Annotated in this window: 12 protein-coding genes; 6 read left to right on the top strand and 6 right to left on the bottom strand. The window is 48.5% G+C overall.

What is annotated here, in order from left to right; all coding sequences use genetic code 11:
• Positions 1–4 precede the first annotated feature (4 nt).
• The gene (locus QGP82_RS03495) at positions 5–640 is read left to right on the top strand and encodes a pentapeptide repeat-containing protein (RefSeq protein WP_499057090.1); all 636 of its coding nucleotides are present in this window, start codon (positions 5–7) and stop codon (positions 638–640) included.
• A 143-nt stretch (positions 641–783) separates the two neighbouring features.
• On the opposite strand, the gene QGP82_RS03490 is transcribed toward QGP82_RS03495, so the two are convergent.
• Positions 784–1,062: a DUF2470 domain-containing protein gene (locus QGP82_RS03490; RefSeq protein ID WP_163661183.1), complete on the bottom strand. Its 279-nt coding sequence runs from the start codon at positions 1,060–1,062 to the stop codon at positions 784–786.
• A gap of 131 nt (positions 1,063–1,193) precedes the next feature.
• On the opposite strand from QGP82_RS03490, the gene QGP82_RS03485 reads away from it, so the two are divergent.
• A complete protein-coding gene (locus QGP82_RS03485) occupies positions 1,194–1,643 on the top strand; it encodes a DUF8632 family protein (RefSeq protein ID WP_163702996.1) in 450 nt (149 codons plus the stop codon).
• Between the two features lie 55 nt (positions 1,644–1,698).
• The gene (locus tag QGP82_RS03480; RefSeq protein ID WP_006517251.1) at positions 1,699–1,941 is read left to right on the top strand and encodes a 2Fe-2S iron-sulfur cluster-binding protein; all 243 of its coding nucleotides are present in this window, start codon (positions 1,699–1,701) and stop codon (positions 1,939–1,941) included.
• A gap of 95 nt (positions 1,942–2,036) precedes the next feature.
• Here QGP82_RS03480 and QGP82_RS03475 read toward each other — a convergent pair whose 3' ends face one another.
• Positions 2,037–3,212: a septal ring lytic transglycosylase RlpA family protein gene (locus tag QGP82_RS03475; RefSeq protein WP_250566020.1), complete on the bottom strand. Its 1,176-nt coding sequence runs from the start codon at positions 3,210–3,212 to the stop codon at positions 2,037–2,039.
• A gap of 388 nt (positions 3,213–3,600) precedes the next feature.
• Here QGP82_RS03475 and QGP82_RS03470 point away from each other — a divergent pair, with 388 nt between their 5' ends.
• Positions 3,601–4,455: a M28 family peptidase gene (locus tag QGP82_RS03470; protein WP_499057086.1), complete on the top strand. Its 855-nt coding sequence runs from the start codon at positions 3,601–3,603 to the stop codon at positions 4,453–4,455.
• A gap of 24 nt (positions 4,456–4,479) precedes the next feature.
• Here the strand turns inward: QGP82_RS03470 and sbcD are convergent, their stop codons facing one another.
• From sbcD to cysH, 4 genes are all read right to left on the bottom strand, one after another.
• Complete coding sequence (gene sbcD / locus QGP82_RS03465) at positions 4,480–5,784, bottom strand: exonuclease subunit SbcD (RefSeq protein ID WP_163702994.1); 1,305 nt, start codon at positions 5,782–5,784, stop codon at positions 4,480–4,482.
• 70 nt (positions 5,785–5,854) lie between these two features.
• On the bottom strand, positions 5,855–7,303 hold the full coding sequence (locus QGP82_RS03460; protein WP_499057084.1) for a pyridoxal phosphate-dependent decarboxylase family protein: 1,449 nt from the start codon (positions 7,301–7,303) through the stop codon (positions 5,855–5,857).
• Between the two features lie 38 nt (positions 7,304–7,341).
• Positions 7,342–8,919: a D-Ala-D-Ala carboxypeptidase family metallohydrolase gene (locus QGP82_RS03455; protein WP_499057082.1), complete on the bottom strand. Its 1,578-nt coding sequence runs from the start codon at positions 8,917–8,919 to the stop codon at positions 7,342–7,344.
• A gap of 204 nt (positions 8,920–9,123) precedes the next feature.
• On the bottom strand, positions 9,124–9,816 hold the full coding sequence (cysH, locus tag QGP82_RS03450; RefSeq protein ID WP_499057276.1) for a phosphoadenosine phosphosulfate reductase: 693 nt from the start codon (positions 9,814–9,816) through the stop codon (positions 9,124–9,126).
• A gap of 213 nt (positions 9,817–10,029) precedes the next feature.
• On the opposite strand from cysH, the gene QGP82_RS03445 reads away from it, so the two are divergent.
• The gene (locus QGP82_RS03445; RefSeq protein ID WP_499057081.1) at positions 10,030–10,326 is read left to right on the top strand and encodes a glutaredoxin family protein; all 297 of its coding nucleotides are present in this window, start codon (positions 10,030–10,032) and stop codon (positions 10,324–10,326) included.
• Positions 10,327–10,355: 29 nt separating this feature from the next.
• Positions 10,356–11,858: a UDP-N-acetylmuramoyl-L-alanyl-D-glutamate--2,6-diaminopimelate ligase gene (locus QGP82_RS03440; protein ID WP_499057080.1), complete on the top strand. Its 1,503-nt coding sequence runs from the start codon at positions 10,356–10,358 to the stop codon at positions 11,856–11,858.
• Positions 11,859–11,865: the final 7 nt, after the last annotated feature.

Below are 11,865 nucleotides of genomic sequence, written 5' to 3'. Positions count from 1 at the left end.
ACCGATGGTTCTAGGAATAACCCAGTGGCTATGGCATTGCAGACTTCATCCGGTCGCTTTAGCGGGCGTCACACTATTGACCATGATGTTTGTTCAGAGTCCAATCGCCCAAGCCTTGGATGAAAATGATCTCAAACGCTTGCTTGAAACGAATGAATGCCCTGGTTGCAACTTAGAACAGGCTGATTTAAGACGCTTAGATCTGACAGGTGCCAATCTGGAAGGTGCCAACTTGAGAGACGCTAATTTGTTCTATGCAGTTTTAGATGGCGCTAATCTCAAAGGGGCCGATCTGAGCCAGAGTAACTTGGCGTATGTCAGAGCCCTGACTATCCTAACAGAGGCCACCGATAGTGAAGGCAACTTCCTCGAATTTCCAGCCCAATTTGTAGGTGCTGACCTGGAGGGGGCTCTACTAAACTATGCTGACTTTTCTGGTGCTGAAATGATGGAAGCTAATTTTTCAGAGGCTTACATCAATAAGACTCAATTCGTAGGAGCTCAACTACAGCATTCCAACTTTGTGGGGGTTATCCACGATGTTGATCTGACAGGGGCCAATCTCTGTGGTGCGACCTATTGGGGAGGCATTGACTATAGACGTGCTTGTAATGTGCCCGTACCTGATTTGGTAGAGTAGGCGAGGCCTTTTGATAAATGGACAAGGAGATTTTGAGTTTTGAATTTCCAAGTTTTGAGTTGTAGACCATCGCCAATGATGTCTTTACTGAACTGTAGCTCACTCAAAATTAAGAACTCAAAACTCAAAATTTCTAAACCTGGCTAGTCTTGCTTCACTTTTTTGAGCATTTCTACGAGAACATGGTGGGCGTCCTTGGCATCGGCTAAGGGACGCTCAAAGCTAACACGTACGGGCGTGTTTTGGCCGTTTACCGTGGCATCTAGATCCATGCCAGTGGTGTCAATGGCTGTCATGGTGGCCGCTGTTGCAGCGGTGGCATCGCCAAACTTTTGGGCGTAGATTAGCACTGCATCGGCGTGATCATCATTCATGTGCTTACAGATGCGATCGCTGACAGTTGACGTAATTGCTTCAGCCATAGAATTTTCCTGAAAAATTTCCTACACTACTGTTCTAAATCATAGGCGGGTCTTCAACATGATTGTTTTGTAATAACAATTCATGGCATTGTTAGAGACGTTATAGAACTTGTTTCTTTGCGCTCAGGCAGTTGATAGTATCCTCATCTCCCCCGCCCGGCAGCGAGCATCCTTGGCCAACGGGGCATATTTTTCAGAGCCCTGGGGCCCATCTCACCTATCGTGTTATCGGTCCCTGTTGCCGATTATTTGACCGTGAACAATTGCCTTGGCCTTGTTGTCGTCTACAGTGGCGTGGCAAAGAGCCGAGTTGGCGACGCATTGGTCGACGCTTCATTGTGGATCTAGCGACTAGGCGTCATCCATCCTACTGTGTTGAGATTGTGGGCCAAGGATATCGTGCCCAACCCATTGTGGTGACTCTCTACATGAGTCTTTTATCTAGGGAGATGCAGAACTGGTGGCACACCAAGCGGCGCTATTTAGAATCAGGAACCACCGATGCTGGCTCGTTAGAGAAGGCCAATTCATCTAAAGAGATGATACCTATGCAAGTCAGGAGTGCTCAACCCGCTCCATAAATCTTGCGATAGGATTGTTAATGTCTCTCCTAGCAATTCATATTGACGGACGGTTATGAGTATTGAGGTTCATTTCTTGCCCGATAACGTCACCGTTTCGGCCAATCCAGGAGAACCTATTTTACAAGTTGCAGAACGTGCTGGAGTTACCATACCCACTGGATGCTTGATGGGCTCATGTCATGCCTGTGAAGTTGATGTGGAAGGTCAAGAAGAACCGATTTGTGCCTGTATCTCTGCTGTTCCAGCGACCCAGTCTCCCTATGTTATTAATCTCTATGTAGATCCCACCTGGTAAGTAGCCACCACTTGGTAATCCCTCATCCACCAGGTGGCAGCTAGTAATCAAGACTTATGGGTGACAGACAGCTACTCTGTTAGTGCTTTTGGCGCTCACTCTAAGAGTACAGCTTCATAAGGAATGACGCCGACCTTGTCGCTGCCCAAACATTGGGCAGCTGCCTTAGATAAATCCAAGGAACGTTTACCAATGTAAGGTCCTCGATCGTTAATGCGCACAACCACTGTCCGATTATTGTTCAAATTACGGACTTGCAGAATGGTATTGAACGGTAAGGATTTGTGGGCTGCGGTCAAAGTATTTTGATCAAAGGTCTCTCCATTGGCCGTTAAGCGACCATGGAAATAGGGGCCATACCAAGATGCAATGCCATTGAGCTCTTGTTCAGAAGGCTTTAATCCCTTAAACATTAACTGAATTGTGCCAGCGTCTAACGGGGCTGCACCCATTTTCTGACGCAGGTGGTCGCTCCAAGCAATGGCTGCCCATTCGTTGCTTAATGCCAAGGCACTATCTACAGAAACATCGTCCCTATTCTCCTGGGTTAGTATCTTCAGCAAGATGTCACTGCTTAAACGAATGGCGGGTTGAGGGCTACCTAAAACAGGTGCTATTTCATGAGGATTGATGGGCTCATCGACCAGCATTGCTTGCAGGCTCTGGGCCACCTGCTCAGTGTCGTTTGTGCTGTTGACTGCGCCAATGACATTCCCTCGCAGTAAAACCTGTAATGTCGCAGTGCCCTGAGGGGCGGCGTAAGGAATATCAACACACTGCTGCAATTCCTGTCTAGGCATCACTGGGGTTGGACTTTCCGGTTCTGCAACCACTGGATTAGTAGTGGTGCTAGTGGATGAATTCTGGCTAGCTTGCGTTTTGCCAAACTCAGGAGTTTGCGCTGCTATGGAAGGAATATCTGATGATGAGGTTGTACTGGCAGCCTCAATTTGTGATAAAGGATTGCTGAGGGAGCTAGTTGCAAATGCTTGCTCAAGAGATTCAGCCCCATAGGCTAAATTTAGAGGCTCCAACAGTTGAAAGGACCTATCAGGCAGTAGGGTTTTAATTTGGTCGGAGTCGGTCGGTAATGCTTCAGCGAAGACGTGTGACTGTTGGCGAACTTGCTGAGGTAATAATACAGCTAGGGTTTCGAGCAAACCCGAAGAAATGGTTGGTTTCTGTAGGGTGATTTGATTAGTTCGGCTTACACCATTAGTAAGCGCGGGCGCTGAAGATACGGTTACTTCAAGAACCGGTACATCAAACATAAAAGAGCTTACAGATGAACACTTTACTAAAGAACCAGCTCCCAGACCTGGTGTGAAACCGTAATTTCAACATAGACGGTAGCTGGTGCCAGAAAAAATTAGGAAATAACTCTACCCTCTGGCCAGGTATTGTATCTAAAATTACAGTCCGTTCAGTATACAGTCTGTTCTTAGTATTAATACTTTCTGTCATCGACTCATTAATAACTGAAAAGGCAATATCAGGAAAAATGAACGGGTGAAGAACTAGGTCTGTTGGGAATTGCCATGAAATTAGATACCAATATTTTGCTTAAAAAAATAAGTAAAATTAATCTTTGCTGTCAATAAAATAGCTCATATTCATGAAAATCGGCTTGACAGGTAGAAATGGCAACTGAGGATAGGTATGGGGAATGATGGGGTTAGAGAACGATTAATTGCTCACCTTAAAGAGCTAATTCGTCAGCGAGATCCCTACATTGCCACGCAAGGTTATCACTATGCGCGGCACTACCTCCGCACCCAGTTAAGCCTATGTGGGGCTATCACTGTCATGGGTTTCAGGGTACAAGGTAAGGAGCATTTTAACTTCTGTCTTGACTTGCCGGGGTACCAACCGTCACGGGCACCTGTGGTTATTGGTGCCCACTACGACACAGTGCCTGGCTGCCCCGGTGCTGATGATAATGCCACTGGACTGGCTGTTTTATTGGAACTAGCGCGCCGATTCTCTTGCCAGCCGCCACGGCGACCTGTGCGTTTAGTGGCGTTTGATTTAGAAGAATATGGCTTGTTGGGTAGTAAAGCCTATGTAAAAGAACTGAATGGGCAGCCCATTCATCTCATGCTGTCTTTGGAGATGCTTGGATATTGTGTCAAACAGTCGGTATCTGACCAGCCAAGCCAGGCTTACCCTTTAGAATCTTTGAAGTACATCTACCCCAAGACAGGAGACTTTATTGCTCTCATCGGTAATTGGCAGGCGCTGCCTCAGTTGTGGCGATTGAATCGGTCTTTCAATGTAGCGGGCGTTGACTGCGCTTGGTTGCCCATGATGAATCGAGGATTGCCTTTGCCTATGACCCGTCGCAGTGATCATGCTCCCTTTTGGGATGCTGGTTATAACGCCATCATGGTGACGGATACAGCTGATTTACGTAATCCTCACTACCACGCTGCAACAGACACCTTTGAAACGTTGGATCTAGAGTTTTTGACCCAGGTTTGTCTGGGGTTGGGGCAATGCATTGCTCAACTGTAATGATTGAATGTGATGATTGGACATCTATAGCAGTCTGAGCTGCTGATTTTGTAGCTCATCAATGGCTACAGCCTCTGTGTCCACAGCCTCCAGATCTACTGAATCTGGGTGATGTTTATCATCATTGAGTAATGTTTGGGCCGCTAGCAGCATGTCGTCGGCCAACTCAGTCAAGTCGTCACGATTGGCTAAATAGGTTTGCAGAGCGCCCAGGGGGTCACGGGTGTTGTCCGATGTGAGCTCGGGTAGACGAGGGCGGGTGAGTTGGCTAACGAGCTCGGGATGAATGGTGTAGGAATGGGTATGGGACAACGCCTGATGTAGGGCAGTATGGTCAATTTGATCAATTTGAGCCGGGTTTAATTTATAGGCTAAACGTACAACGGCGTCGGCAATGTCAGTGTTGGCTAGCTTGTCTTCCAGATGTTGTTGGGGGGTGTCTGTTTTGGAAAGATCAATATTTAAGGTTTTAAAGGCACGTACGGGCAAAGGGCAGAACTCGATCGACGTTTGCCCAGGATGTATGTCTGCTAGTACGAATCCTTTGTCTTCTTTTTCTTCGCTAAAGTCTACCCGTTCAATGCTGCCTGGGTAGACTACCAAAGGTTCTTGGCAAAGGATTTGATGCTTGTGCACGTGACCGAGGGCGACATAGTCAAAACAGGGACGAGCTAGCAGTGCCATGGGCACGGTAAAGCCTTTACCAACAGCTAAAAACTTTTCAGCACCATAGCGAGCGGTATCCGTCATCAGGTGTGCTAACAGAATGCTGGGAATGTTGGGAGCTAGCTGACGAATCTCTCCTTCTAAGGCAACTCGTAAACGGTCAAGCATGAGCTCATTGACATCACCTAGGGATAATCCTTCGGTTTCGGGACGGGTGAGTAGGGTGGAATGGGTAAGCCAGGGCAGGGTGACCACCTGAATAGGCCCTGCCTGGGTCTCAATGCGGTGAGTGGTTAAACTGTCGCCGACAATAATGTCAGGGACTCCCAAAGTGCGATAAATGCAGAGACTGGCACCGCCCATTCCTTGGGAATGCTGGTCGTGGTTGCCGACTAACAAAACAGTCGGAATATGGGCATGGACTAATCGCTGAAACTGTTGTGCAAAGGCTTGCTGCACTATAGGGGGTGGTGTGGCATCTGGAAAAGCATCGCCGCCGAACAGGACTAGATCGACGGGGTCACTGAGAGCTCGATCAATGCAGCGACTGAGGGTGGTAACAAAATCTTCTAAACGGGTATTTAGTCCAGTTTCGGGGTTAATGTGCCCATGGCTAAAGCCACTACCCATATGGATATCTGAGAGATGGAGAACCTTAACCATGGGGGGTGTGACTAAGACGTGCGATCGCTATCAGTATCTTTGTCCTAGTTCAGAACGTCAAGGGTTACAGCTATAGTTCTGTCTGAGTTGTGTGATAGCTGTCTATATCAGCAAATAACTTATCGATGTGTTCGTTGGTGGTAAACGGGTTGAGTAAAACTGCCTTGAGCCATCGCTGGCCTCGATATACTGGCAAAGATAAGCAGGTATTGCCTTGTTTTAAAAGCCACTGTTGCAGCGAGTGATTCCACTGGTCTTGCTTTTCGATGGGCACGGTGTTGGGTTCTGAGCGAAAACAGATCAGGTTCATTTGCGGCTCGCTGGCCAGAGTCAGAAAGGGGCGTTCTTTCACAGCTGAGGTAAAGGTTTGGGTTAATGCATAGTTGTGGTCAATGATGGCACTGTAGCCGTTTCGACCAATGTGCTGCAGTGATAGCCAAAGCTTAAGAATGTCAGGATGGCGGGTTCCTTGCACCGTCAGTTCTCCTAGATTTGGCCAGTCGTTGTGATCGTTCATGTAAGGGGCTAATACTCGAAAATACTCCTGGAGCTGATCGAATTGACGAAACATGACGATGGCGCAGGTTTTCGCCACATACAGCCACTTTTGTGGGTTAAAGGTGACTGAGTTGGCCTGTTCGATGCCTGCTAGCTGAGATTGATGACGATCTGAAAACATCAGCGCTCCGCCATAGGCTGCATCCACATGAAACCAAAGTTGGTGCAGATTGGCGATATGGGCCATTTCTGCAATGGGGTCGATGCTGCCTGTGACGGTTGTGCCAGCGGTGGCAACAATGGCAAAGGGCTGCTGACCATTGGCCTTGGCTTGGATGAGCTTAGTTTTTAGATCGGTGATGTCAATTTGAGAATTCTGATGGGTGGCTACAGGAATTGCAGCTTTAGTGCCTAAACCCATGACCATGGCTGCCTTTTTAAACGAAGTGTGGGCGACTTCTGAGACGAAGAAAACGGGCTGTTTTACTTGCGTAATGCCATGGTCGAGAGCATTGAAGGCTGCATTCCGTGCCACGATGAGAGCCTGTAGATTGGCAAGACTGCCGCCGCTCACCAAAACACCGTTGGCTTGAGGACCCAGACCAAACAACTGGGCCACTTGCTTTAAAACAAGAATTTCTAACCGGGAGAAAACGGGCGACATTTCCACACTCAACATATTGTTGTTGAGGGCAGCCACCAGCAGATCGGCAATCACTGACATGGTGGATGGAATGGAGTCCATGTGGCTGATGTAGCCTGGATGGGCGGCATTCATGGAGTGGTGGAGGTGAGTTTGGACTTCTATCAAGAGCTGTTGAACATCCACGGACGCCTTGGCTAATTTGGCCCAGCCATAATCCTCTGTAAGCAAAGGCTCAGGCAACGGAGAACGCTCCGTTGCCTGAGCCATGGTTTCAACCAGTAGATCGACTACTTGATGTAAGAGAGTTGCGATCGCATCCCGATTTTTTCCATCAGGACGAATAAATGCCGTTGTCGGCAAGGCCGAAAAATCCACCGTATCAGTTGTTTATTGAAGGTGCTTTACCAGGGTAATCAATAAACCCACCGAACACGCGGTTTACCTGGTCGCATCCCTAGATGGACAAATCCTTTTTTGGCACCGTAGCCAATACTGTGGGGATATTGTTGGTCACACCAAGCCTCCACCTCATAGACGCTAACGTTTTTGATGTAGAAATCCACCGCACCCGTATCTGGCGCATCGTATAGGTGCTCAGACCGTCGAGCACCACCCACTTTGGCATTAATGCTGGGAGGACGATAACCTGAGGTGATCACCAGTGGATTACCCCCAAAGTAGTCACGGCATTTCTCAAGGAACACCGCGATCTCATAGGCTGTCTTGCACTGAAAACCATGCCGAAAGCGTCGTGATTCCTCATAAAGTGCAAATTCTCCATAGGTTATATGGGGAGTAATTAGCGTGTCAAAGGACATCTCTGGGGTCAGTCCCGCACCGACGGGCTGCTTTCCAGCGACATCGCGAACAATACGATCTAACCGTTCTTCTGGTTTGCGATCGCCTGCTTCACCCGCTTCATCATGGTCATCGTCCCAGTTGGGTGCCGCTGAGGTCACCTTTTTGCAGAACAAAGCCGCCTCTGCTAAACGACGGCGACGCAGACCTTCTTCGACCGATGTGCCCGGATTTCTGTACTTCACAAATTGGGCTTCTATCCAGCGATGATCATTCCACTGCTCGGGAGAATCACAGACGCGTGTAATGGATTCAAAATTATAGCCGCGATAAAAACCAGAACCCAGGTTATAGGCAAAGCTATAAAGCGCCCCACGCTGGTTGATATTCATACGGTTCCATGTGGGAATTTTCTCTAAGGCTTTGCGGCAGGACTTATCCACATGGTCGATGAGATATTCTTCTGCTTGATCCTTGTTAATAATGTCACCTTGCTTGACGGGAACACCGTCAGGATAGCGAGTAGTGCCATAGCCAATAGTAGGCAGTGCCCAGCCCTTGAGCGGATCGGCATAGGCTTGAGCCCGACCATCCGATAGCGCCTTAGCGTAGCCCTCAAACTCCTTGATTAACTCAATGCCAGCTCGAGGAAGTTTGCCCAGCAGGGAGTCCGATGGACGTTCAGGGTTAGGAACCTGAGGCGGCTTAGGTTTACCAATAGTTTGACCACTGACAGGCACCGCAATAACACCCAGCTGGTCGATCCATCGTCCACTTTGGCCATAAAAGCCAACAACCTGGTGGTTTGCGGGAACCTCTAAATCAATAACCGTATTGGATTGTTTACCAAAGAGGATGTTGCGCCCTTGGTTGGTAATAAACTCTATAGAACCGACATAACGGCTGCCTGTCAGTCTAACGTTAGTAATATATTCGTTGGCATTCAGAACGAAGGATTGAAGCGTTGATCCGTCTCCGCCACGGGCAGGGTGCTCATAATGTTCCCAAATCATTTGGACTTGGTCGACATACCGACCGACCCGTACTCTAACTTCGACGGGGTTTGCCTGCTGGGCAAAAATCTGATCACTGCCTGCGGGAGGCCAATTGATATCTGAGAAAGCTTTGCCACCACCGCCACCTGCGGATGAGCTCCGCCAGAGTTTTCCGACTAAAGTACTTGAGGTTTCCATAAGTGTATGCCTGTTCTACGTAGATGTTAGCCCGTGGATTTTTGGATGTGTCTGGGCTGAAATATCAGTTAGCTATGGCTTTTACAACACTACATGGCTGAAAAATTTCGGAATACATAAAGATTTATCCACATGGGGGCGATCTATGAAACAACCCTATATGGACAAACTATGAGTCTATCTATTGCTAGTTAATGAATAGTTCTATGTATGAATGCCGCATTCAGTTTTGATACTGCCGCGCCAACGACCGGCACGCTCATCTTCGCCAGCGTGCACCTTAGTGGTTAATGGCTGATCGCCAATGCTGGTGTAACCCTGATCATGTAGCGGATTGTATAAGATGCCATGGGCAAAGGTGTATCGCCACAAATCTTTGTGTGTCCAGTGGGCCAGGGGATTAATCTTGATGCGTCCAGCCTGATCACGCTCCAAAAAGGGCATGTTTTTCCGTGTGGCTGACTGATCGCGACGACGGCCAGTAATCCAGGCTTGGACAGAAAGCTCATCGAAGGCCCGTTCCATGGGTTTTACCTTGGTTAAGTCGTGAAATCGATTAACATCTTTTTCCCACAGACGATCGCCATAGAGAGCAATAAACTCCTCACGGTTGGCGGCTGTTTTATAGGTATGGAGCTTGAGGTTATAAAGGGACCGTGCTTGCTCGGCAGTTGTTAGGGTTTCTGGGAAAAGATGGAGTGTATCGAGAAAAATAACGGGAATCTCTGCCTTGAGCTCGTGATAGAGCATGTGGGTCACCGCCAGCATGCTAAAGGACGTCATCTGAACCAGATTGGGAACCGTGGCGATAGCCCAGGCCAAAATTTCTTGAGGAGTCGCTGATTCAAATCGTCGATTGAGTTCGGTTAAATCTAACTGACTGGGGTCAAACGTCATTCGTTCAACCGATTGAAAGTGAGTCAACGATTGCGCTGCTATGCAAGAAACCATTGCTGTAGATGGGGTTTCAACCCGTAAACAATCACTTGAGATATCCTATCGCAATAATCCCCCGTAACCCACCGGGGAATTGTAGATTAATCCGATCAAATTAGGCGCGTTAACCGTAACGATCGAATCTTGCCCACATAGCGTAGGAGAATAAAGGGTATGAAGAAGCTTATTTTTTACACAAAACCCGGTTGCCATCTCTGCGAAGGGTTAGAGGAAAAACTGGCTGAGTTGGATCATTTGCCGATCGATGTTGAGTCCCGCGACATCACTCAAAATCCTGCATGGTTTACGGAGTACCAGTACGAAATCCCGGTGCTGTGCCGTGTCATCAGTCATCCTGAAACGCCCGAATTAGAACAGGAACAACCGTTGCCACGCCTATCGCCAAGAGCACCTGTGCGGCAATTAGAGAAAATGCTACAGACATATTTGGGTCCCTTTGATGCAGAATAGCGGCATTTAGGTTTAGAGAAGAGGTCTGTATGACGCTACGTGAGTTACTGGCACAATTGCCCCCTGAGTTATTGCCTAATATTGATCATCCAGCCTTGGATCAAACTGTGACTGGGGTGTGCACTAACTCAACAAATTGCCAACCGGGCAATTTGTTTATTGGTATGCCCGGGACTCGCGTGGATGGTGGGGAGTTCTGGCCGGGTGCTTTGGAAAAGGGCGCGATCGCAGCCATCATCTCCCCCAGTGCCTTGCAAACGCAGCCTGCTACAGACCCATCAAATTTACTCATTCCCGTTCAAGATATGCCAAAGGCCTGCGGTGAGATCGCCGCTGCCTTTTATAACTATCCTGGTAAAACTCTCAAGCTGGTAGGGGTAACTGGCACCAATGGCAAAACCACCACCACCCATGTGATTGAGCATTTTCTAAATAGTGCTGATATGCCCACTGGGTTGCTTGGCACACTCTATACCCGCTGGCCCGGGCACCAAGAAACAGCTGTCCATACTACGCCGTTCCCCGTTGATTTACAGCGAGAGTTGGCCAACGTGGTTGGGGCAGGTTGTCAACACGCCATTATGGAAGTCAGCTCCCATGCACTGGCTCAAAAGCGAGTATGGGGGTGCCCCTTTGACGTGTCAGTGTTTACCAACCTCACCCAGGATCACCTCGACTATCACAAAAACTTAGACGACTATTTTGAAGCCAAGGCTCTCTTGTTTAACTCTGACTATTTAAAAGGTCGTGCCATCATTAATAGTCGAGATCCCTATGGCCAGAAACTGATTGACCGGCTTAGTGCTGACCAAGTTTGGACCTATAACATCGACGATACAGCGGCTGACCTCCATACGACAGATCTGCACTACAGTGCAGCAGGTGTGAGTGGCAATCTCTTTACGCCAGTGGGTTCAGCCCCATTTACGTCTCCCTTGGTGGGTCGGTTTAACCTTGAGAATCTGCTGGCAGCAGCCGGTGCTGTACTTCATCTCGGGGGGGCTGTAGAGTCTCTGGTTAATGCTCTGGCCACATTTAGCGGTGTGCCTGGTCGGATGGAGCGAGTGCAGGCTGACCCCAGTCAAGATATCAGCGTGATTGTGGACTATGCTCATACTCCCGATAGTTTGGAGAATGCTTTGCGGGCGGCCCGTCCGTTTATTTCAGGTCAGATGATTTGTGTATTTGGCTGTGGGGGTGATCGAGATCGCACCAAACGCCCTCAAATGGGACGAATTGCCTATGGGCTAGCTGACCGTGTTGTTGTCACCTCCGATAATCCCCGTACTGAAGATCCCCAGCAGATTCTGTCTGATGTGGTAGCTGGGATTGAGGCTGATTTAGGCGAGGATGAAGTGATTTGCGATCGCGCTACCGCTATTCAACGAGCTATTCTCTCTGCTCAGCCGGGGGATGGGGTATTAATTGCAGGTAAGGGGCATGAAAATTATCAAATTTTGGGTAACGAAAAAATTCATTTTGATGATCGCGAGCAGTCTCAACGAGCCCTCAAAATGCGTCTGACGTCTTAGTTAGAGA

Origin of the sequence: Leptothoe sp. LEGE 181152, assembly GCF_032906605.1 — a bacterium.
Lineage (GTDB): Bacteria > Cyanobacteriota > Cyanobacteriia > Phormidesmidales > Phormidesmidaceae > Leptothoe > Leptothoe turfae.
The sequence above is the reverse complement of the archived record's forward strand: the minus strand, read 5'-3'. Positions and strand labels throughout refer to the sequence as shown.